23 protein-coding genes and 1 pseudogene are annotated in these 21,472 nt (G+C 40.7%); 5 read left to right on the forward strand and 19 right to left on the reverse strand.

What is annotated here, in order from left to right; all coding sequences use genetic code 11:
- Positions 1–761: 761 nt before the first annotated feature.
- Positions 762–1,007, forward strand: a pseudogene (locus ASU03_RS19705) (class 1 fructose-bisphosphatase); the annotation flags it as partial.
- A 146-nt stretch (positions 1,008–1,153) separates the two neighbouring features.
- On the opposite strand, the gene ASU03_RS02880 reads toward ASU03_RS19705, so the two are convergent.
- Together ASU03_RS02880 and ASU03_RS20570 are read right to left on the reverse strand one after the other, a co-directional pair.
- A complete protein-coding gene (locus tag ASU03_RS02880; RefSeq protein WP_057830389.1) occupies positions 1,154–2,341 on the reverse strand; it encodes a hypothetical protein in 1,188 nt (395 codons plus the stop codon).
- A 672-nt stretch (positions 2,342–3,013) separates the two neighbouring features.
- Positions 3,014–3,157: a hypothetical protein gene (locus ASU03_RS20570; protein ID WP_197411182.1), complete on the reverse strand. Its 144-nt coding sequence runs from the start codon at positions 3,155–3,157 to the stop codon at positions 3,014–3,016.
- 265 nt (positions 3,158–3,422) lie between these two features.
- On the opposite strand from ASU03_RS20570, the gene ASU03_RS02885 reads away from it, so the two are divergent.
- Positions 3,423–4,031, forward strand: coding sequence for a hypothetical protein (locus tag ASU03_RS02885; RefSeq protein ID WP_231731470.1), 609 nt, complete (start codon positions 3,423–3,425; stop codon positions 4,029–4,031).
- Positions 4,032–4,088: 57 nt separating this feature from the next.
- A complete protein-coding gene (locus ASU03_RS21370) occupies positions 4,089–4,577 on the forward strand; it encodes a transposase (RefSeq protein ID WP_231731471.1) in 489 nt (162 codons plus the stop codon).
- Between the two features lie 211 nt (positions 4,578–4,788).
- Here ASU03_RS21370 and hmpA read toward each other — a convergent pair whose 3' ends face one another.
- From hmpA to ASU03_RS02900, 3 genes are all read right to left on the reverse strand, one after another.
- Positions 4,789–6,033, reverse strand: a complete 1,245-nt coding sequence (hmpA, locus tag ASU03_RS02890; RefSeq protein ID WP_331456659.1) for an NO-inducible flavohemoprotein — start codon at positions 6,031–6,033, stop codon at positions 4,789–4,791.
- Between the two features lie 83 nt (positions 6,034–6,116).
- A complete protein-coding gene (locus tag ASU03_RS02895; protein WP_057830391.1) occupies positions 6,117–7,406 on the reverse strand; it encodes an NnrS family protein in 1,290 nt (429 codons plus the stop codon).
- A gap of 1 nt (position 7,407) precedes the next feature.
- Entirely contained in the window at positions 7,408–7,680 is a 273-nt protein-coding gene (locus tag ASU03_RS02900) for a hypothetical protein (protein WP_057830392.1), read from the reverse strand.
- A 223-nt stretch (positions 7,681–7,903) separates the two neighbouring features.
- On the opposite strand from ASU03_RS02900, the gene norR reads away from it, so the two are divergent.
- A complete protein-coding gene (gene norR / locus ASU03_RS02905; RefSeq protein WP_057830393.1) occupies positions 7,904–9,490 on the forward strand; it encodes a nitric oxide reductase transcriptional regulator NorR in 1,587 nt (528 codons plus the stop codon).
- Positions 9,491–9,648: 158 nt separating this feature from the next.
- Here the strand turns inward: norR and ASU03_RS02910 are convergent, their stop codons facing one another.
- From ASU03_RS02910 to ASU03_RS02975, 14 genes are all read right to left on the reverse strand, one after another.
- A complete protein-coding gene (locus tag ASU03_RS02910) occupies positions 9,649–10,977 on the reverse strand; it encodes an amidohydrolase (RefSeq protein ID WP_057830394.1) in 1,329 nt (442 codons plus the stop codon).
- Between the two features lie 241 nt (positions 10,978–11,218).
- A complete protein-coding gene (gene rpsQ / locus ASU03_RS02915; protein ID WP_057830395.1) occupies positions 11,219–11,470 on the reverse strand; it encodes a 30S ribosomal protein S17 in 252 nt (83 codons plus the stop codon).
- The gene (gene rpmC, locus ASU03_RS02920) at positions 11,470–11,661 is read right to left on the reverse strand and encodes a 50S ribosomal protein L29 (RefSeq protein WP_019026504.1); all 192 of its coding nucleotides are present in this window, start codon (positions 11,659–11,661) and stop codon (positions 11,470–11,472) included. The genes rpsQ and rpmC overlap by 1 nt, the downstream gene beginning before the upstream one ends.
- Positions 11,661–12,074 (reverse strand): 50S ribosomal protein L16, encoded by a 414-nt coding sequence (gene rplP, locus ASU03_RS02925; protein ID WP_057179754.1) that lies wholly within the window; start codon positions 12,072–12,074, stop codon positions 11,661–11,663. Before rplP ends, rpmC begins: the two co-directional genes overlap by 1 nt.
- A 12-nt stretch (positions 12,075–12,086) precedes the next feature.
- A complete protein-coding gene (gene rpsC / locus ASU03_RS02930; protein WP_057830396.1) occupies positions 12,087–12,782 on the reverse strand; it encodes a 30S ribosomal protein S3 in 696 nt (231 codons plus the stop codon).
- Between the two features lie 11 nt (positions 12,783–12,793).
- On the reverse strand, positions 12,794–13,126 hold the full coding sequence (rplV, locus tag ASU03_RS02935; protein ID WP_057179756.1) for a 50S ribosomal protein L22: 333 nt from the start codon (positions 13,124–13,126) through the stop codon (positions 12,794–12,796).
- A 10-nt stretch (positions 13,127–13,136) separates the two neighbouring features.
- Entirely contained in the window at positions 13,137–13,412 is a 276-nt protein-coding gene (rpsS, locus tag ASU03_RS02940; protein WP_057179757.1) for a 30S ribosomal protein S19, read from the reverse strand.
- Between the two features lie 83 nt (positions 13,413–13,495).
- Positions 13,496–14,320: a 50S ribosomal protein L2 gene (rplB, locus tag ASU03_RS02945; RefSeq protein ID WP_057830397.1), complete on the reverse strand. Its 825-nt coding sequence runs from the start codon at positions 14,318–14,320 to the stop codon at positions 13,496–13,498.
- Positions 14,321–14,332: 12 nt separating this feature from the next.
- Entirely contained in the window at positions 14,333–14,635 is a 303-nt protein-coding gene (rplW, locus tag ASU03_RS02950; RefSeq protein ID WP_057830398.1) for a 50S ribosomal protein L23, read from the reverse strand.
- The gene (rplD, locus tag ASU03_RS02955; RefSeq protein ID WP_057830399.1) at positions 14,632–15,237 is read right to left on the reverse strand and encodes a 50S ribosomal protein L4; all 606 of its coding nucleotides are present in this window, start codon (positions 15,235–15,237) and stop codon (positions 14,632–14,634) included. The genes rplW and rplD overlap by 4 nt, the downstream gene beginning before the upstream one ends.
- A gap of 16 nt (positions 15,238–15,253) precedes the next feature.
- Entirely contained in the window at positions 15,254–15,892 is a 639-nt protein-coding gene (gene rplC / locus ASU03_RS02960; protein WP_057830400.1) for a 50S ribosomal protein L3, read from the reverse strand.
- Between the two features lie 13 nt (positions 15,893–15,905).
- Positions 15,906–16,217: a 30S ribosomal protein S10 gene (rpsJ, locus tag ASU03_RS02965; RefSeq protein ID WP_057179762.1), complete on the reverse strand. Its 312-nt coding sequence runs from the start codon at positions 16,215–16,217 to the stop codon at positions 15,906–15,908.
- Between the two features lie 430 nt (positions 16,218–16,647).
- Positions 16,648–18,123 carry a carbon starvation CstA family protein gene (locus ASU03_RS02970; protein WP_057830401.1) on the reverse strand — a complete coding sequence of 492 codons (1,476 nt, stop codon included), beginning with the start codon at positions 18,121–18,123 and terminating at the stop codon, positions 16,648–16,650.
- Positions 18,124–18,586: 463 nt separating this feature from the next.
- The gene (locus tag ASU03_RS02975) at positions 18,587–18,847 is read right to left on the reverse strand and encodes an aldehyde dehydrogenase family protein (protein WP_057830402.1); all 261 of its coding nucleotides are present in this window, start codon (positions 18,845–18,847) and stop codon (positions 18,587–18,589) included.
- Positions 18,848–19,348: 501 nt separating this feature from the next.
- Between ASU03_RS02975 and fusA the strand changes: the two genes are divergently transcribed.
- Positions 19,349–21,454, forward strand: a complete 2,106-nt coding sequence (gene fusA, locus ASU03_RS02980; protein ID WP_057830403.1) for an elongation factor G — start codon at positions 19,349–19,351, stop codon at positions 21,452–21,454.
- Positions 21,455–21,472 lie beyond the last annotated feature (18 nt).

The raw sequence follows: 21,472 nt of genomic DNA on the forward strand, positions 1-21,472 counted from the left end.
AGCCGCAGGGAACTTCTTTGCCGCGGCTCTTTTATATCAGGTGTGGATAACTAAAAAAATCCGCTGCTAACGATTACTTTAAACGACCAGTTGACGGATTAGTCATAAGCAACTATTGTATTTTCTGCGTAACAATACCGCTAATTTGTTGGTAGTTGAATGTACACCCCTAAAATTTAAGTATGCCTTAATATTTTTAAACGCTTACGTAAACTGTACAACTTTCTTGAGAACCATTTATGCCAAACAGATCTCAATATTGCTTCTAAACTAATGAGTCTGCTTACTAGTCTAAAGCAGACTGTAAAAAAAGTTGACACTATCAAAGAGCTACTTCTGCTTTGCGCACCACAATGTCATTAACTTAAGGATTTAATACATACGTTTATAATTCATTGGGTACTTATTTGTCTTGTTTCTACGGTCTTGTCGAACAAACTTACGATTAGGTCGAATAACACTTAAACTCTTTGATATTTTACTTATCAATAATTCATATAGCTCATGATCAGCTAGTTTCATGGTGAAGCGAACAATATTATCTTTGAGCAGATTTGTCGCAAAAGTGAAGTTGATCTTATAATCATAGAGCCTATGCTTTGTAGGCTTCTTTATTTTTCGTTTTGCATCATGGATTGCAGAAGCAGCAAGGTTTTTAGTCAATAGCTAACTATTGTAAGTAAAAACAACACTGATAGGCACTTAAATAGCGTTATTGAGAGAATTCGCTTATCCGCAGCTCAGGTTAATTAATAAATGGGCGTGTTTTATCTCGCGGTGGCATTTTCACTTACCCTGCCGACAGCAGAAAAGCCGAGCAACCTTACAAATTACGCTTGATGTATGAAGCCAACCCTATGTCCTTCTTAATTGAACAAGCGGGCGGTTTAGCAATGACCAGTGAAGGCCGTATTATGGACATTGAACCCGATAGCATTCACCAGCGTGTCGAAGTGATCATGGGCTCTAAAAATGAAGTAGAGAAATGTTTGAATTATTATAAGTAACTTGCCTTTATGACTGCCTGTACAATAAATCCTTACACAAAAAAGCCTTACATAAGTAAGGCTTTATTAAAGATGCTAAGCTTAGTTTAGCTGCGCTAGGCCATAAGCCTCTGCTGCACGATTAGCTATCAATTTATCATCGGCCATCACCTTACTACGAGACCGCCGCCGTCATCGTCATCGTCATCGGGCTCATCACCACACCAACCATTGTCACCTGATCCATCACTGAAAATCAACTGATCATCATCTAAAAATAGAAAGTTCATTAAACCATCAAATACTTTGACACCACTGTTTAACTCTACATCGCAAGAAGTCGGCGTGGCACTTTTTTTATGATCCGCCTTATCGGTTACGACATAAACTGTTATGGTACATGAATCATCAGCAGCTAGCGTAGTAGTGATATTCAATAATTCAGGCTCTAGTTTTTTACCAGCATTTTTACCTTTCATCGCGCCGTTAGTTCGACTTGCTTCTACATCGCAAGTGGGAACGTCGCCACTGACAGTGTCGTCAGTGACAACAATAACAATGCCATTGCATTTTGCCCCATCATCACAGTCTTCTTCGTCATCAAAATCACCATCATTATCATTATCAGTAACACCATCCATAAAGGCTTCCGCAGCAGCATCTAAATCAAATTCTGCCGGTACTGCATCGGTAAAAATCAAACCAGCCCACGCATCCCCCAGACCTGAATTATTTGCAATGGTGATAGAGAAGGCTTTGTGTTGAAGGGTGTCATCATCTTTTTCTCTGATATAGATATTTTTCATCTCAGTATTATCATTGCCATCCAGTGGGTTATAAACAAACATTTTGCTGATATCTCCGGTGATATCTGAGGCAACAAAAGAGGATAGGCACTCCACCGCATCAAGTTCAAGGCCTGGTACTACTCCACCGTTAGAGGTACTAATGATCATAGCCTGATTAAATATCGCTCCCGACGCAACAGCACTTAAGTCAACCATTTCACCATTATTACCGTAACCAGCAACAGGGTCAGATAAAGACCCTCCCTGCATGCCGACTGCAACGGTAAAAGGCTCAGTACCCAAATATTCGTACACCGTTATATCGGCAGGCCCGTCACCCGTTTCAAAACAATAGTGATCAAAATTTACCGTCACCCAACTATCCAGTGGAAGATTGACATAGCCGGCATTCGTATCATCTGGCTCACCAAGTGCATTTGTTACATCACCGACTGTGCCAGCTGAGCCGGCAATCGCAGCGGCATAGTCGTCGGTGGCATAGGCATAAGGCATGGTTAGTGCTAGACCCACCAGTAGTATTTTTAAAAAATTTTTGCTTGAATCCATCTTAATTCTCCAATTATAAATTAAAGATAATAAAATCTGCAGGAAAAAAGCTGCATATTTAGCGCCAATTTTAAAAGCTGATTATAATCAGTGACCTTGATAAGCTAGGTAATTACTGGCCAACTAAAGTGTAAAAAAAACCGACACTTTAACCGAGAGCAAGCGCTTATAGTGTCAGTTGTATTTACACATCTTCCCAGCAAGGCATATGCCTTTATAAGCACAACCGAGCTAATTTACTTAGCTGGCACTTTGCTTAGCAGAGACGTTATCCGCACATGCTGGTTTGTACAATGCTAGCCTTGAAAAATGCATGTTACCGAGTTTGCCGAGTTGCTATCGTTTGAAGGGTTTGAAAAATTTGCAGAGTTTCAATAGTTTGCGAGGCTTCAAGATCAGGGCAGTACTTGCCGCCCATAGTCTTTTCGTTATGGCTTAAGTTTACGCCAAGCTACTAAAAATTCCGTGTGCTGTGCACCGCCATTATTTGCATCCATGCAGACAACATCAAGCGCATTTCCACGTCAAAATGCACAAGATAAGCCAAATCACAAGCAGCTTCTATGTACTAAAAGCTTAAAGGGTAAAGGAATTTCTTTACTTTCACCCTGAGCAGCTAGCTAAGCTTTGATTTGCTAAAATATCGAATTATCAATGGTTCAACTATAACGATTATAATTGATAGCTCAGACCAAACTTAATGGTTCTGGGTTTGCCAATATTCACTTCACCGTTTTCACCGCCACCGAAATAATCGACATCAAATATATTTTCAACATTTAATCTCAGTTGTAAATCATTACCGCCTAGTGCCACACATAATTAATACCGACATCTATGCGCAGATCAATGTCATTAACTTAAGGGTAAATTATGCATTTACAATGGTTTAGCTAGTTGCTAACCTGCCTATGAATTAAAAATAGTGAGAATTAACCAATGAGCTGTTCAGTATTTAATTCAAATAGTACAAAAATTAACCAATAAAATTCATTCAACTGAGTTTTTAGAAAATCACCGTAAAAAACCTACCGATTTCACCCGAAATCGCACCCTTACTTTCCCTCGTTTAATGAGTTTTATGTTGAATGCGCTCAATGGTTCAATTCAGGCTGAACTCGTTCGGTTTTTTAATGTTATTGATGATAGCTACTTGTCAACAAAGTCAGTTAGCACCGCTGCTTTTTGTAAAGCCAGAATGAAACTCTCTCATCAAGCATTTATTGAGCTAAACGATGATTTAGTTCGAGCGTTCTATGAAGTTGCAACCATTGATAAATGGCAAGGCCATAGACTGTTAGCTGTTGATGGCTCAGTCACACAATTACCTATATCGGACGAACTACTTAAGCATTTTGGTAAAGCTCGTTCACATGCTGCTATGCCTGCCGTTCGTCTTTCTCAACTTTATGATGTTAAGAATAATATTACCCTAGATTTACAGGGTGAAAGCCATTCAACAGGAGAGCGTGAAATGGCGCTAAAGCATTTAAATAAAACCCAAACAGGTGACTTAGTTGTTTATGACAGAGGTTACCCTGCCGTTTGGTTTTATAAATACCATCTGCTAAAAAATGTTGATTTTTGCATGCGTATTGTTAAAAGCTCTAATGTTGTTAAAGCCTTTTTAGAAAGTGGTAAATATAGTGATATCGTTGATTTTCCTGGTACTGAGAAGTCTCTTCAATGATGTAGAAAAGATAAAATATCGACCGAATCACTACGGTTAAGATTAGTGCGAGTTGACTTGCCATTAGGTGAACCAGAGGTTTTGGTTTCATCATTAACAGACTTGAAAGCTTATCCTACTTCTATTTTCGCTAATCTATATCACCAACGCTGGGGAGTTGAAGAAGATTACAAAGTATTAAAAAGTCGCCTCAATATTGAGAATTATTCTAGTGTTTCTGTTGAAGGTATTTTACAAGACTTACACGCTAAGCTGTTGACTAAAAACCTTACTGCTTCTGCAATCCATGATGCAAAACGGAAAATAAAGCAGCCTAAAAAGAATAGGCTATATGATTATAAAATCAACTTCACCTTTGCGATAAATCAGCTCAAAGATAATATTGTTCGCTTCACAATGAAGCTAGCTGATCTTGAGCTATATGAATTACTGATAAGTAAAATATCAAAGAGTTTAAGTGTTATTCGACCCAATCGTAAGTTTGTTCGCCAAGACCGTAGAAACAAGACAAATAAGTATCCAATGAATTATAAACGTATGTGTTAAACCCTTAAGTTAATGACATTGTTGCGCACCAAGAAGTCCTTAGCAGTGACCTGTTTTTAGCTGGTCATTTGATTACGAGTTAAGGCTCACTGTTACCACTATAGAGGCATGGCATCAGTCTATACTTTAACAATAATGCCAGTCAGCTCATCACTGACTGGCATTAATTTTTCAGTGCCTTATATGGTAAAAGTTGAGGGTTTAACTGTTGCTACAAGTCAGCATGTGGACCAAATATTTCATAATGAATATTTGTCGCCACTACTCCTAGATTTAGTAATTGTTGCTTGGCAAATTGCATAAAAGCAATCGGGCCGCAAAGGTAAAAATTGCCTTGTTCAACGGGTAAGTCTAGCTGCGATAAATCCATCATGCCGTGATGAATATGCGCTTGTGCTACCACTTCATTACGATACCAAATGTTTTGCTGCCAGTTATTTTCTTCAATAAGCTTGGTAGTTCTGGCTGCGAAAGAATGTTGCTCGCTATTTTCACAGGCATGTAAATAATGCACTGACTCGTTATAACCTTGCTGGGCTAGTGTCTCTAGCATGGCTTGCATGGGGGTTATACCTACTCCCGCAGAGAGTAGCACCACAGGTTTTTGGCGGTCAGTAAAGAAAAAATCTCCTGCGGGTGCGTACAAATTAATTTCATCACCAATATGTATTTGGTCATGTAAATAATTAGAGACTATGCCAGTGGCAATTGTGCCGGCAACTTCAGTAGTTTCTCGCTTTACTGAAATTCGATAAGTCTTATGATTAGCTTTATCAGATAAAGAATATTGACGTATTTCTTTAAACTGCCAGTTTTCATCAGTCAGTTCTATACCTAAGTACTGGCCTGGTTGATAGCCAATGACTGACTTTTTATCTAGAGGAGCAAAAATAAAGCTGGTGACTAATTCCGATTCAACTTTCTTTTCTATGACAGTGAATGCTCTAGCGTCGCGCCAACCGCCTAATGTTTCGGCGCGCGCTTGGTATAACTCCGCTTCTCTATCAATAAAAATTTGCGCTAAAAATTGATAGGCTGCTGTCCACGCTTCTTCAACATCAGCAGTAAAATCTTCGGCGGCTAACTCACGCAGTGTCTCAATCAGATGGTGGCCAACAATGGCGTAGTGCGGTGCTTTAATATTAAAGCTGGTATGCTTTTGGGCAATTCGCTCTATCGCCGTGGTTAACGCCGCTAAATTGTCGATGTTTTTAGCATAGGCGGCTATGGCTTCAAACAAAGCCACTTGCTGCCTACCTGAGCGTTGATTGGCCATATTGAAGATATCTTTCAGCTCAGGGTTATGGGTAAAGAGTCGTTGATAGAAGTGCTCCGTTAAAGCGGGGCCAGCATTCTCTAGCAGGGGAACGGTACTTTTTATAATGTCGATATGTTTATCAGTTAACATAATTACTCCTAAGGTAAACTGAAATGAAAAATGAGTCCTAGGAAAAATGACCTAGGATGTTTTTAATGTTTTTTTTTGCTTTTTCTTTGGTTTTTCTTGGCGTTGCTTAGTAATGTTTTGTGTTGATATTTCTAGCGGTTAAAGTGCTTGTCAATTTTTTTAGTGGTCAAAATAGGCAGATAAACCTTTAAGAATAAAACCCCGGCGATTAGCCAGGCTAAGGCACTAATATTCCAAGCAACTAGTGTTTGATTCATTAATATTGGTAAAAATGACAGTGATGGCAGAATCACTCGCGCCAGTGCTGAAATCATAATAAGAAAAAATATCCAAGAGACTAACTTACTCGGTGTTAATGTTCTGCCGGTGTGGCCAAGAGATACTCGGCTCATCATGGCAAAGATCATTAAGCCCATTGCCGCTATGGTGATCATATGTAGCGCATCGCCAAAGGGTATTGTCAGCTGAATAAAGCCAGTAGCACCTGTAGGCAGATAGCTCATGCCCATTAATATCAGCCCTAAGCCAAGCGAAAAATAGGATAAGTGTAAGGACCACAATAAAGCGATATTTCTGGTGGCAAAGCTACGCCAGTAACATTGTCTAATAAGGTGCAGTAGTCCGGCCGTTATCATTAAGCCAGCCGGACTAAAGGGCAAATCAATAAATGCCGAACTAAAAAATACCAGTACAGCTAAAATTGCAGTGATAGTGAGTAATGGTGTCAGCCAACTTGGTACTTTGATAGCCTCTAGCTTAGCGCCAGAGACAGTAAAGAAGGGAATAACTCGGCCTGCTAAAATCCCCATCAACAAGCAAAACATTAAAACACTGGTGCTAGCAATATGACGGGTTAACTGGTGTTCTCCGTAAAAGTCCAACAGCAATAGCGCAATATTGAGTAGCATTAACACTGCTAGCAGCGGAATAAATAGGTAATTGCGGCGGTTGCTACTTTTCACGACTAAACCAGTAAAGACAAATATTGCCCCCAGCCACCAAAAGCTTTGTAATACTATGGCGATGATAATGGTGCTAGGTAAGTTAATGACTAAGGCTACTCGTACCAGCAACCATAAGGCAATAAAGGCCAATATCGGCAAACCTTTTATGCTGGGCTGGCCGGTCCAAGTTTGTGCGGCAGTGAGAATAAAACCAACGGCTACGGTGGCGCCAAAACCAAAAATCATTTCATGAATATGCCAAGTCAGCGGAGTAATGCCATTACCGGTAAACGTGAAATAGCCATTTAAATAGGCTAGCCATATGCCAAGCGCGAACATCGAACAAGCAACCGCGAGTAAAAAGAAGCTTCTAAAAGGTAAGTCTAAGACCGGATGTTGTTTTAAATAGTTGAGTGGGCTAGCACCTTGTTGATCATAAGTTAGTTGAGCTATCTCTGGATCTTGAATCTGTAGCATGTTAGAAATTCCTTTGGCCAAAACCATGTAAAGCAACACAACGCAAAACATAACCAATTTTGAGTAAAGCAGCGAAAACAATAGTGGCAATATGTGCCGATATTTGCGTTGCCATGGTAAAGTTTTCGTCATAGCCGAAGGTGATAAATATGCAGCCAGTTACCACTAAAAAAGAGGTCAGCATTAGGTAATTGCCAATAAGTAAACATTTTTGCAAGCTTAAAGCGTGACTAATGTTAGGTAGTTGACGAGCGATAAAAAATTGCGAATACATGCTGGTCTCTGTTCTGACTGATTTATTTACCTTCTATATAGCAAAGCAAGTGCCAACTATTTTTACTGTTAAAATTCATATGGTTATATTTTTTATATGTTTAGTGTAGTCTTAATGACTCAGTATTATTGTGGTCAATATGACACTTTCGTGTTATTTTATCTTATGCGTAGGGCTATTTGGCGCTGGGCTATATTAGTTAAGCGTATTACCAGGACGAACCATGAAACAAATATCATCCACGGCAATTATTGAGCTAGCACTGAATCTTGCGACTAGCTTAAATAGCAAAGATAGGTTTGATCGGTTATTAGATACGGTAAGAAAGACGATTACTTGTGATGCGGTGGCATTACTCTCCTATCATGGCGATGTACTGAAACCCATCGCGCTACAAGGCTTAAGTCGAGACACCTTAGGGCGACGTTTTCATATTGCTGAGCACCCAAGATTTCTCGCTATTTGTCAGTCAAAATCGCCCATTCGTTTTGCCGCTGACTCACCGTTACCCGATCCCTATGATGGCCTATTGATAGACCGTGCTGGTGATTTACCGGTACATTCATGCATGGGCTTGCCCTTGTATTATGATGATAAGTTGTTGGGTTTATTAACCATAGATAGCTTGACGCCACATGACTTTGAAGATATTGAAGTGCGTACCCTTGAGGTTATATCGGCCATGGCAGCAGCAACGCTTCATACCGCATTGCTACTAGAGCAACTTGAAAGTAGAGCTGATCATTCACAACGTGTGGTCGCAGAGTTAACCGAAGGAGCGTGGAAACGAGATGGTGGGGAACTCATTGGTGATAGTCCCGTCATGGCTCAGCTCAAACAGGAAGTAGACATAGTCGCCAGCTCTGATTTTAATATCTTAATCTATGGCGATACTGGCGTAGGTAAAGAGTTAGTTGCCCGCACCTTACACCAAAAATCACACCGTCGACATGGCCCAATGGTTTATGTAAATTGCGCTGCCTTACCGGAGAACTTGATTGAAAGTGAGCTATTTGGTCATGTAAAAGGCGCTTTTACTGGCGCTGATAGAAACCGTGCCGGTAAATTTTTACTCGCTGACGGTGGCACTTTATTTTTAGATGAAATTGGCGAGTTGCCCCTAGCCGCTCAGAGCAAGATATTAAGAGCGATACAAAGTAATGAAATTCAGCCCGTCGGCCAAGACCATGTTGAAGAAGTGAATGTTCGTATTATTGCTGCCACCAATAGAGACTTAAAAGAAGAAGTGGCGCAAGGGCGTTTTCGTGCCGACTTGTATCATAGGTTAAGTGTCTACCCCATTAGGGTACCAAGTCTTTATGAACGAGTTGGCGATGTGCAATTGTTGGCAGGATATTTTATCGAACAAACACGACGCAAGCTCGGCATTACTCAGTTAAAAATTACCGAACCAGCGATTGCGCATTTAACACAATATGACTGGCCAGGTAACGTCCGTGAATTAGAGCATGTTGTTAGTCGGGCAACGCTAAAGGCGCGTGCCCGTCAGCGTGGTAAGGTAATAATCGTAATCGAGCCAGAGGATTGTGGTGCACTTAATGCTAGTGGAGTTGCTCTGCCGATAGATCTTATTGCTGAAAATGGCTTGTCATTGTCAGTAGATAAGCAGACTAATCAATTGCCGTTAAAAGTGGAAACAGAAAACTTTCAACGACAATTGATTAGTCGAGTGCTTAAAGAAGAAGAGGGTAATTGGGCCGCAGCGGCACGGCGATTATCAACCGATAGGGCGAATTTAAATCGTATTGCCAAACGTTTAAATATTAAGGTGGTGAAGTCAGTAGTTTAAGTTCCATAGAATAGAATGCAGACGGTACAGGAGTCCCTATTAGATAATGCAAGAGCAATTATCCTGAGCTTATTCTCCTGGATATAGCTGTTAAAACATGGATTGCCGACAAGGCACCTCGGCAATGACTGGGTGAAAGTCTAGGCTTAGCTTTGGACTTAGTTAGCCAAAATAGTTAACACGGCACTGTTCATCGCTCGTGTTGCCGTGCTAATAACTTTTTCAGCATCAGGCGCCCAATATGGGCTATGCAAGGAGGGTAAAGCTTCGCCAGTTTCTTGGGCTGCTTGCCACTTATCGTGCGGTACACCACCTACCCAAAATATCATACTTTTTATGCTGGTATCAGCGCGATAATAACGGCCAAAATCTTCACCCGCCATTACCGCTGGAACTTCAATAACGCGATTTTTACCTAGCTCGGCAGTAAATACCGCGGCCATTTTTTTTGTGAACTCAGGTGCATTATAAGTCGCTGGGGTGAATTCATCTTTCACCGTCACTACCGGCAGTAATTTTTCCGGTAAACCCATGGCGATACCTTCGCCTTTAGCTATTCTAGCTATGCCATCAAGCAAGGTTTGACGTGTTTCATCTGAGTAGCTGCGCACGGTTAATAACAATAACGCCTGATCAGAAATAATATTGTGCTTAGTGCCTGATTGAAAACTTCCGACGGTGACTACTGCAGGGTCTTGCGGATTTAATTCTCGACTAACTAAAGTTTGTAAAGCGCCAACAATGCGCGCACCCAAAACAATGGGATCTTTAGTTGTGTGTGGATAAGCGCCATGACCACCAACGCCTTTAACAAGGATATTGACACTATCGACATTAGCAAAAGTATAACCTGGGGTATAACCAATAATACCGGCTTTTAAGCTGGCTGAATTATGAAAGGCTAAAGCATAGTCAGGTTTGGGAAAACGTTTATATAAACCGTCAGCCAACATATCCTTTGCACCACGGCCACGCTCTTCAGCAGGCTGTAAAATCATCACTAAAGTACCGGACCATTTTTCTTTGTTTTCACTGAGTAATTTCGCCGTACCCAACCAGCTAGTCATATGGGTATCGTGGCCACAGGCATGCATAACATGGGCTGATAAGCCTTCCTCAGTAGTAGTGATAACTTGGGAAGCAAAGGCTAAACCGGTTTGCTCTTTTACCGGCAGTGCATCCATATCAGCGCGAATTAATACCGTCGGGCCTTTACCATTTTTTAATACGGCAACAACACCGGTACCACCGACATTTTCCGTGACGGCAAAGCCTAACTCACGGGCTTTTATGGCAAGCTTTTTTGCGGTGTTAAATTCGACACTCGACAGCTCAGGGCTTTGATGTAAATCTTTATATAGCATCATCAACTCAGGCATGACAGCTTGCACTAACTTAGCATTAGTACTAGCAGTATTCGTGGCAGCATAAGCTAATGAGCTGCTGGCAAGGCATAAAACAGAGGTTATAAATGTTATATACTTCATGGTATTACTCAGTGAGATATTAAAAAATTATCTTAGCTGAATAGAAAGAAGGCTTCAATGGCTATATTTTCCAGTTAAGCTGGTGTTGTTAAGTTGTTCGATGAATATTGCATCATAGCTAATTAGCTCAACTAACTATCGCCATTTCTTTTACTTTCTTTCACACATAAAAAAAGACCTTAACAAATAAATGTTAAGGTCTTTTGGTAACTATTTAAAGTTAATTAAGTATAAATACTAATTAAGCTTTAGTAATTACGTCAACTAATTTCCAGTTTTTAGACTTAGAAATTGGCGCAACTTCAGTAATCGTTACGATATCACCTTCGTTACATACGTTAGTTTCATCATGAGCTTTCAACTTAGTTGAACGCGTGATGTATTTACCGTACATAGGGTGCTTAACGCGACGTTCGATCATTACAACGATAGACTTATCCATCTTGTTACTGATAACAACGCCTTGTACTGTGCGGATTCTAACTTCGCTCATTACTTACCTGCCTTTTCAGTGATGATAGTCTTAACACGTGCAATATTGCGACGTACGATTTTTAGCAAATGAGTTTGTGCTAATTGACCAGTGCTTGCTTGCATGCGGTAGTTAAACTGCTCGCGAAGAAGTTCTAGTAATTCAGCATTAAGCTCTTCAATGCTTTTTGCTTTAAGTTCGCTTACTTTCATTACAATGCCGTCCTAGTTACGAAGGTAGTTTTGAACGGAAGTTTAGCAGCGGCTAAAGCAAATGCTTCACGTGCTAATTCTTCAGAAACACCTTCCATTTCATAAAGAACACGACCAGGAAGAACTTGGCAAACCCAATATTCTACAGAACCCTTACCTTTACCCATACGAACCTCAAGAGGTTTTTTAGTAATTGGCTTATCAGGGAATACGCGTATCCAGATTTTACCTTGACGTTTAACATGACGAGTCATGGCACGACGAGCGGCTTCAATTTGGCGCGCAGTCATACGACCACGTTCAAGTGATTTTAAACCGAAAGTACCGAAGCTAACTGAGCTACCGACGTGTGCAAGACCACGGTTGCGCATTTTAAATTGCTTACGGAATTTAGTACGTTTTGGTTGTAACATTACTTATTCCTCTTACTTCGCTTTGCGGTTGTTTTTTCTTTTAGGTTTAGCAGCTGGTTGCTCTGCTTGCAATGGCATTGGGCCAATGATTTCACCTTTAAAGATCCAAACTTTCACACCAATTACACCATAAGTCGTGTTGCCACGCGCAATCGCGTAGTCGATATCAGCACGTAAAGTATGTAAAGGTACACGACCTTCACGATACCATTCTGCACGTGCAATATCAGCGCCGCCTAAACGACCACTAACTTGAACTTTGATGCCTTTAGCGCCAAGACGCATAGCGTTTTGAACGGCACGCTTCATAGCGCGACGGAACATAACACGACGCTCTAATTGACTAGCGATACTGTCAGCAACAAGCTGCGCATCCATTTCTGGCTTACGTACTTCAGCAATGTTGATTTGAGCAGGAACACCAGCAATTTTAGTAATCGCTAAACGTAATTTCTCAACATCTTCGCCTTTCTTACCGATAACAACACCTGGACGAGCCGTGTGAATTGTTACGCGGATAGATTTAGCTGGACGTTCGATAACTACTTTCGATAGTGAAGCGCGCTTAAGCTTTTCTTTTAAATATTCGCGAACCTTGTGGTCGCCGTCTAAGTTGCTAGCAAAATCTTTGCTGGTAGCAAACCAAGTAGATGCGAAAGGTTTCGTGATCCCTAGGCGTATACCGATAGGATGTACTTTTTGACCCATACTAATATCTCCTAAGAATCAGACACAATCACAGTAATGTGACTAGTGCGCTTAATGATGCGATCGGCACGGCCTTTCGCACGAGGTCTAATACGCTTCATTGTTGGACCATCGTCAACCAATATGATTTTAACGAATAATTCATCAATATCTGCACCTTCGTTATGCTCGGCATTTGCGATAGCTGAGTTAAGTACTTTTTTAACTAATTCAGCAGCTTTCTTGTTGCTGTAAGTTAAAATTTCAAGTGCTTTCTCAACATTTACGCCACGGATTTGATCCGCAACTAAACGCGCTTTTTGAGCAGAACCACGGGCAAATTTATGTATAGCTATTGCTTGCATTTAATTTCCCCTATTTCTTCGCTTTCTTATCAGCGACATGACCGCGAAAAGTACGAGTTGGTGCAAATTCTCCTAATTTGTGACCGATCATTTCTTCGGTTACAAATACAGGGACGTGTTGACGGCCATTATGGACAGCGATGGTCAATCCGATCATTGTAGGAATGATCATTGAACGACGGGACCAAGTTTTAATTGGCTTTTTATTCCCGCTTTCCACCGCTTTCTCTACCTTCGTCAACAAGTGTAGGTCAATAAATGGACCTTTCTTGAGGGAACGTGGCATGGTGAATCCTTATATATTCAATTCTTCATGTTGAACTCAGCAAGCTAAGTCCAGCAATCAGAATATTAATTTAATGTACTAAATTACTTAGTACGACGACGTACGATAAATTTATCAGTACGTTTGTTCGAACGAGTTTTGTAACCCTTAGTTGGTACACCCCAAGGTGATACCGGGTGACGACCGCCAGATGTTTTACCTTCACCACCACCGTGTGGGTGATCAACTGGGTTCATGGCAACACCACGAACAGTTGGGCGAACACCGCGCCAGCGTGCAGCACCAGCTTTACCAAGTTGGCGAAGCATGTGTTCAGCGTTGCCGATCTCACCTAAAGTAGCACGACAATCTGCTTCAACTTTGCGCATTTCGCCAGAGCGAAGACGTAAAGTAACGTAAGCACCTTCTTTCGCAACTAATTGTGCGTAAGTACCAGCAGCACGTGCGATTTGCGCACCTTTACCTGGTTTAAGTTCGATTGCATGAATAACACTACCTAAAGGTAGGTTACGCAACGGCATAGTGTTACCAGCTTTGATTGGAGCATCTACACCAGACTGGATAGTATCACCAGCACTTAAGCCTTTAGGGGCTAAGATGTAACGACGTTCACCATCTGCATATAAAACTAATGCGATGTTAGCGCTTCGGTTTGGATCGTATTCTAAACGTTCTATTTTGGCTGGAATGCCATCTTTATTACGTTTAAAGTCAATAATACGATAATGTTGCTTATGACCACCACCAATGTGACGAACCGTAATGCGACCATTATTGTTACGACCACCACTCTTAGACTTAGTGTCTAATAATGGTGCATAAGGCTTACCTGTATGAAGCTCTTTGTTTACCACTTTAACTAGGTGACGACGACCCGGAGAAGTAGGTTTACATTTTACTATAGCCATTTTAACTGCTCCTTATGATTCCGCGCCAACGAAGTCGATGTCACTACCTTCTGCAAGAGTAACGTAGGCTTTTTTCCAGTCGTTACGACGACCAAAACGAGATCCAGTACGTTTTACTTTACCCTTAACATTAAGTGTGCGAACACCTTCAACAGAAACTTCGAAAAGTTTCTCTACTGCCGCTTTGATTTCAGCTTTAGTCGCATCTGTAGCTACTTTGAAAACAACAGTGTTGTTTGCTTCAGCAGCGGTAGTTGCTTTTTCAGAAATATTTGGTGCTAAAAGCACTTTCAACAAACGTTCTTCGTTTATCATGCTAAAATCCCCTCAATTTCTTTAACTGCATCCGCAGTGATTAAAACTTTTTCGAAGCCAACTAAGCTTACTGGGTCGATTGCTGCAACGTCACGAACGTCAACTTTGTACAAGTTGCGTGCTGATAAGAATAAGTTCTCATCAACTTCTTTCGTTACAATCAATACGTCTTTAAGCTCTAAACCTTTTAGCTTTGCAACTAATTCTTTAGTTTTAGGCGTTTCTACCGTGAATTCATTTACCACGATCAAACGATCTTGACGAACTAATTCAGAAAGGATGCTTCTAATTGCACCACGATACATTTTACGGTTAACTTTTTGGCTATGATCTTGAGGTTTAGCAGCGAATGTTACGCCACCAGAACGCCAGATTGGACCACGAGTAGTACCAGCACGTGCACGGCCTGTACCTTTTTGACGCCATGGTTTTGCACCACCGCCACTAACTTCTGAGCGAGTTTTCTGAGCACGAGTACCTTGACGAGCACCAGCTGCATAAGCAACTACTACTTGGTGTACTAACGCTTCATTAAACTCACGTCCAAAAGTTGCTTCGGATACTTCAAGAGTACCTGATGCGTCTTTTAATGATAATTCCATCACAAAATCTCCTGGACTAAGCTTTAACAGCTGGTTTGATGATTACATTGCCATTGATAGCACCCGGAACTGCACCTTTAACAAGTAGCAAGTTACGTTCGGTATCAACGCGAACCAATTCAAGGTTTTGTGTAGTCACGCGCACAGCACCCATATGACCAGACATTTTTTTGCCTTTGAAAACGCGACCTGGTGTTTGACATTGACCTAACGAACCGTTAGATCTATGTGCTAACGAAACACCATGCGTTGCATGTTGCATAGTAAAGTTCCAGCGTTTAATACCGCCTTGGAAACCTTTACCTTTCGATGTACCAGTTACGTCTACTAATTTAATGTCATTGAAAATCTCAACAGTGATTTCACTGCCGGCTTTAATGTCGCTACCTTCATTTTCGTCTAAACGGAATTCCCACAAGCCGCGGCCTGCTTCGATACCTGCTTTAGCGAAATGTCCCGCTGCTGGTTTTGTTACACGGCTTGCTCTACGCTTGCCAGTAGTAACTTGTAGCGCTGAATAACCATCGTTAGCTACAGTTTTAACCTGAGCAACACGGTTCGCTTCAACTTCTAGAACGGTTACAGGAACTGATACGCCATCTTCTGTGAAGATGCGAGTCATACCCACTTTACGTCCAACTAGACCTATAGTCATGTTAAAACTCCTCTTAGCCCAAGCTGATTTGAACATCAACGCCAGCTGCAAGATCTAAACGCATTAATGCGTCTACAGTCTTTTCAGTTGGCTCTACGATATCAATCAAACGCTTGTGAGTACGAATTTCGTATTGATCACGAGCATCTTTGTTAACGTGTGGAGAAATCAAGATAGTGAAACGTTCTTTGCGAGTAGGAAGTGGAATTGGACCACGAACCTGTGCGCCAGTACGCTTTGCAGTATCAACGATTTCTGCTGTAGATTGATCAATCAAACGATGATCGAACGCTTTCAAACGAATGCGAATTCTTTGATTTGACATGAAGACAAATCCCCTTTTTAAAGAACAAAAAAATACATCCCTCTACTTCCTCATATGATGGAAGGGGGTGTATTAACTAAAAAACATTCAACTCAAAATTAGAGCTGCTGTGAAACAAACAAGAATCTAGTTCTTCTCTATTTAGTGCTATAAGGCATTACTATGAGTAAAGTCTTTAGCAAGACACACTCAATTTGGCTGAATGCGAGCGCGTATTATACAAGGAAGTAGGTTATGTGCAAGCTATTTGTCGCTTGTTATTGAATGGTTTTTCTGGCAGGGGATAAACACGGTCTGACTTTCGCGGTGAGTGAATGGCACGCCATTATTAATACTAGGTAAACATCACGGTTTTTCAGTTTTGCTATTTTTGTTCTTACTCTATTAGCCATCTGTTTAGATTTTATTTTAACAGATGGCTTCATCCTAGCTAAATGCTAGCCGGTACCCTAGACTGTCGTTTAATATGTAAAAAGCTTAAGGTTGTTAACAGTAATATTGCCACGCCAATACCTATATATTGGCTATAGTTGGCGGGCAAATTAAAACCAATGCCAGTGGTCATGATATACGATACCGTAACACTGGTACCAATGACTGCCGGGATACTGACTATCCAATGAAAGGTGCCACGGTCAAATAAGTACTTAGTCGCCAGCCATAGTACGCTGGTTGAAAGTAACATATTTGAAAAAGCAAAGTAGCGCCAAATGAGTGAGAAATCTATTTTAGTCATAAAGTAAGCAATCACTAAAATGGGTACCGCTAACAACAGTCTGTTACGCATGTTTTGTGGGATGTCAAAAGCATCAACAATGGTTAAGCGCAAAGCTCTAAAAGCGGTATCACCTGAGGTTATAGGGAACACCGCAACAGCAATAATGGCCATAATACCACCTAAAGCACCGAGGTAACTGGTGGCAATATGATTAACGACTTGGCCTGGTCCACCTTGATCTAACATGGCTTTAAGTTCAGTGTAGCCATCAGGGAAAGCGGCAATACCAGCAAGTGCCCAAACACAACCCACTATACCTTCACACATCATAGCGCCATAATAAACAGGGCGAACATACTTTTCATTGGTTAAACAGCGCGCCATAATAGGGGCTTGAGTCGAGTGAAAGCCACTAATAGCTCCACAAGTGATGGTAACAAAGAGTAACGGCCACACGGGTAAACCATCAGGATTTGGCTCTAAGAAATCATGACTAAAGTGATCATGATTAAAGTAACCGAGAAAATCACCCATAACAGGTAAATTCGGCGCGTTGAATAATAATGACACTGCAATTAGCGTCGTCATTATTATCATGAGTGCGCCAAAAAACGGATAGAGCTTAGTAATTATTTTATCAATAGGCAGTAGTGTCGCGAGGAAGTAATAACCTAATATAACCAGTACCCAAAAAGTGTTGCCAGCAAGAAAAGTTCCTTCAAAATAGCTTAAACTACTCAGTAAACCTGCAGGACTCATAATAAAAACAACGCCAACAAAAAATAGCAACATGGCAGTAAAAATTAGCATGATGCCTTTGAAGAATATATTAAAATACTTCCCCGCTATTTCAGGCAGGCTCTTACCATCTTCTTTGATACTCATGACACCAGAGAAATAATCATGGACGGCGCCGCCAAGAATATTACCCACTACAATCCAAACTAGGGCTATAGGGCCATACATAGCACCAAGAATTGGCCCAAAAATAGGCCCAACCCCAGCAATATTTAAAAATTGGATGAGAAAGGCTTTCACCGGGTGTATGGCGACATAATCTACGCCTTCTTCAAAGCGTACTTGCGGGGTTTTTACGTCAGGATCTATACCTGCTTGCTTTTCAACAAAGGGACTGTAAAATTTATACCCTAAAATTAACAGCGTTATACATATAAAAAAAATAATCATCTCAAGTTGTCCTGATGTTAAGTTGAATTACTACTTTATTGGTAGCGAAACATAGTTTTCCGATTGTATGGTAAACATTATGGATTACTGAAAACAATACAATGTGAAGGTTAAATAATGCTATAGCTGATTATGAAACTCTAAAAGATGTTTCGATATTAGACCTTTAGCTAAGCTAGGGGGTGTCGATCTTTAGAGATTGTTTTAATCGCGACTTGTTCGGTATTTATATCAGGCAGAGCCTTGGTAATGTCTGCCACATAAAAAGCGAGAACGCAGTAAAAATTCCTAACAAGCACTGCCTGAAAAGCTTGGCTAAGAACGCTTTACTTTTTGTTAAGCATGATTTTTTAGAGTGACTAGGCTACACACCATTAGCCACGATTAACAGGTTTTTAGCTCGAACAAAATGCAACCGCGAAAGTTAAACAACGCTAAGTTAAATTGCCAAAGGCCAAATACTTTACCGATAGATATCTTCTAAACCATACTTATGAGCCTCTCGGCGATAACCTGACTGTTTAATGCCAGCAAAGGGAGCAGCCGAATTAGCAATAAAGCCGTCGTTTATACCGACCATGCCAAAAGCTAACTGTTGCGAAACACGGCAAATACGGTTGCTATTTTGACTATAAATAAGCGGATAGGCCATAGTTAGTACCATTGGCCATAGCAATAACCTCACTTTTATTCGCTGTTTTTGCTGAGCAAAGGGCCAGGACATTTGGTGCACTATATATAGCAAGAGTAACTTCTTTTGTTCCCGCATCGAAGATTTGCGCAATGACCTAATTTGAGGCGGGGTTGCTTACCGGAAATTTTTTTCATCTAACTGCCAAATGTCATTGTTGAAACTACGGGGTATTTAACCAATCGTTATCAGTTAATTTATCTATAGACGGATTTTACCACTGCGGTGATTTAAATTTATCTTTATAAAAGTCTTTTGTTTGAGCATCCACTTGCTCTATATAATAAATAGAAGTTTAGGAGGGGGAAATATTCAGACTGAAAAACAATGTGCAAGGTCGAGTATCCTAAGATTAGATAATAATAAATTCAACAGCTTTAATAATTTATTTATCAATCTTCTATGGGTTTGCTTTTGTTAATGGTATACTCGCGCGCAAATTTTCAACAGTTCTGCTTTCTTATATTTATTATTTTGATAGCACTATATAAGTATAAGAAAGCAGAATAGACATTAACTAAATAGAGTAAAGTAATGGCAGATTTATCCAAATACAGAAACATTGGTATCTTCGCTCACGTTGATGCGGGTAAAACCACAACAACTGAACGTATCCTTAAATTAACCGGTCAGATCCATAAAACTGGTGAAGTACATGATGGCGAGTCAACCACCGACTTCATGGTACAAGAAGCTGAGCGCGGTATTACTATCCAGTCTGCTGCTGTTACTTGTTTCTGGAAAGGTCACCGCTTTAACGTTATCGATACTCCTGGTCACGTTGATTTCACTGTTGAAGTTTACCGTTCATTAAAAGTACTTGATGGCGGCATCGGTGTATTCTGTGGTAGCGGTGGTGTTGAGCCACAATCAGAAACTAACTGGCGTTACGCGAACGACTCTGAAGTTGCACGTATCATCATGGTAAACAAGTTAGACCGTTTAGGCGCTGATTTTTACCGTGTTTGTAAGCAAATTAAAGAAGTACTAGGTGCTACCCCATTAATCATGACCTTACCAATTGGTGAAGAAGATGATTTCGTTGGTTTAGTTGATTTATTATCTGAAAAAGCTTACATCTGGGATGAGTCTGGCGAGCCAGAAAACTATGAAATCGTGGATATTCCAGCAGACATGGTAGAAAAAACTGCTGAATACCGTGAGCTATTAATAGAAACAGCTTTAGAAGTTGATGAAGACATGTTGATGGAGTTCTTAGAAGGGGAAATGGTTCCTACTATAGAGCAAATCAAAAAATGTATCCGTGCTGGTACACGTGATATGACTTTCTTCCCAACTTACGGCGCATCAGCATTTAAAAACAAAGGTATTCAATTAATTCTTGATGCAGTTGTTGATTACTTGCCTTCACCTACCGATGTTGATCCACAACCACTTACTGATGAAGCAGGTGAGCCTAATGGTGAGTACGCAATCGTTTCTACAGATGAAACATTCAAAGCGTTAGCATTCAAAATCACGGATGACCGTTTTGGTACATTAACTTTCGTACGTATCTATTCAGGTACATTGAAGAAAGGCGATACCATCCTTAACTCGTTCACAGGTAAAACTGAGCGTGTTGGTCGTATGTGTGAAATGCAAGCTGATGATCGTACTGAACTTACTTCAGCACAAGCTGGTGATATCATCGCAATTGTTGGTATGAAAGGTAATGTTCAGACAGGTCACACCTTATGTGATCCTAAGAACCCAATTATCCTAGAAGCTATGGTATTCCCTAAGCCGGTAATTTCAATTTCTGTAACACCAAAAGATAAAGGTTCAACGGAAAAAATGGGTATTGCTATCGGTAAAATGGTTGCAGAAGATCCTACCTTTAAAGTTGAAACTGACCAAGATTCAGGTGAAACGATTCTATCTGGTATGGGTGAGCTTCACCTAGATATCAAAGTAGATATTCTAAAACGTACCTACGGTGTTGAATTAGAAGTTGGCAAACCTCAAGTTGCTTACCGTGAAACTATCACCAAAGAAATTGATGATTCTTATACCCATAAGAAACAATCTGGTGGTTCTGGTCAGTTCGGTAAAATTGATTACATCATTAAGCCCGGCGAACCTGGTTCTGGTTTCGTTTTCACCTCAAAAGTTGTTGGTGGTAATGTACCTAAAGAATTCTTCCCGGCAATCGAGAAAGGCTTCAAAGGCATGATGGAGACTGGTGTTCTTGCTGGCTTCCCGGTATTAGACGTTGAAATTGAATTATATGATGGTGGCTTCCATGCGGTCGATTCATCTGCTGTTGCCTTTGAACTTGCAGCTCGTGGTGCTTTCCGTCAGTCAATTCCAAAAGCGGGTGCTCAGTTAATCGAACCTATCATGAAAGTTGATGTGTTTACGCCTGATGATCACGTTGGTGATGTTATTGGTGATTTAAACCGTCGTCGTGGCATGATCAAAGATCAAGTCCCAGGTGTTTCTGGTGTGCGTATTAAAGCAGACGTACCGCTTTCAGAAATGTTCGGTTACATCGGAACATTACGTACAATGACATCAGGTCGTGGTCAATTCTCTATGGAATTCTCTCATTACCTGCCTTGTCCTAATAACGTAGCTGAAGAAGTTATTGCTGAAGTTAAAGCGGCAAAAGCGGTTAAAGACGCTGCTAGAAAGTAGAAAATAGTTAACGTCTTT

The organism is Colwellia sp. TT2012, assembly GCF_001440345.1.
Taxonomy (GTDB): domain Bacteria; phylum Pseudomonadota; class Gammaproteobacteria; order Enterobacterales; family Alteromonadaceae; genus Colwellia.

Excerpts from the sequence above, each read along its gene's own strand:
- ASU03_RS02895 (WP_057830391.1), bottom strand. The coding sequence starts at position 7,406 with ATGCTACAGATTCAAGATCCAGAGATAGCTCAACTAACTTATGATCAA.
- rplV (WP_057179756.1), bottom strand. The coding sequence starts at position 13,126 with ATGCAAGCAATAGCTATACATAAATTTGCCCGTGGTTCTGCTCAAAAA.
- fusA (WP_057830403.1), top strand. The coding sequence starts at position 19,349 with ATGGCAGATTTATCCAAATACAGAAACATTGGTATCTTCGCTCACGTT.
- ASU03_RS02900 (WP_057830392.1), bottom strand. The coding sequence starts at position 7,680 with ATGTATTCGCAATTTTTTATCGCTCGTCAACTACCTAACATTAGTCAC.
- rplW (WP_057830398.1), bottom strand. The coding sequence starts at position 14,635 with ATGATAAACGAAGAACGTTTGTTGAAAGTGCTTTTAGCACCAAATATT.
- rplC (WP_057830400.1), bottom strand. The coding sequence starts at position 15,892 with ATGACTATAGGTCTAGTTGGACGTAAAGTGGGTATGACTCGCATCTTC.
- rpsQ (WP_057830395.1), bottom strand. The coding sequence starts at position 11,470 with ATGAGCGAAGTTAGAATCCGCACAGTACAAGGCGTTGTTATCAGTAAC.
- ASU03_RS02910 (WP_057830394.1), bottom strand. The coding sequence starts at position 10,977 with ATGAAGTATATAACATTTATAACCTCTGTTTTATGCCTTGCCAGCAGC.
- ASU03_RS02885 (WP_231731470.1), top strand. The coding sequence starts at position 3,423 with ATGTTGAATGCGCTCAATGGTTCAATTCAGGCTGAACTCGTTCGGTTT.
- rplB (WP_057830397.1), bottom strand. The coding sequence starts at position 14,320 with ATGGCTATAGTAAAATGTAAACCTACTTCTCCGGGTCGTCGTCACCTA.
- rpsC (WP_057830396.1), bottom strand. The coding sequence starts at position 12,782 with ATGGGTCAAAAAGTACATCCTATCGGTATACGCCTAGGGATCACGAAA.
- rplP (WP_057179754.1), bottom strand. The coding sequence starts at position 12,074 with ATGTTACAACCAAAACGTACTAAATTCCGTAAGCAATTTAAAATGCGC.
- rplD (WP_057830399.1), bottom strand. The coding sequence starts at position 15,237 with ATGGAATTATCATTAAAAGACGCATCAGGTACTCTTGAAGTATCCGAA.
- ASU03_RS02975 (WP_057830402.1), bottom strand. The coding sequence starts at position 18,847 with ATGTCCTGGCCCTTTGCTCAGCAAAAACAGCGAATAAAAGTGAGGTTA.
- rpsJ (WP_057179762.1), bottom strand. The coding sequence starts at position 16,217 with ATGTCAAATCAAAGAATTCGCATTCGTTTGAAAGCGTTCGATCATCGT.
- ASU03_RS02880 (WP_057830389.1), bottom strand. The coding sequence starts at position 2,341 with ATGGATTCAAGCAAAAATTTTTTAAAAATACTACTGGTGGGTCTAGCA.
- norR (WP_057830393.1), top strand. The coding sequence starts at position 7,904 with ATGAAACAAATATCATCCACGGCAATTATTGAGCTAGCACTGAATCTT.
- ASU03_RS02970 (WP_057830401.1), bottom strand. The coding sequence starts at position 18,123 with ATGATTATTTTTTTTATATGTATAACGCTGTTAATTTTAGGGTATAAA.
- rpsS (WP_057179757.1), bottom strand. The coding sequence starts at position 13,412 with ATGCCACGTTCCCTCAAGAAAGGTCCATTTATTGACCTACACTTGTTG.
- rpmC (WP_019026504.1), bottom strand. The coding sequence starts at position 11,661 with ATGAAAGTAAGCGAACTTAAAGCAAAAAGCATTGAAGAGCTTAATGCT.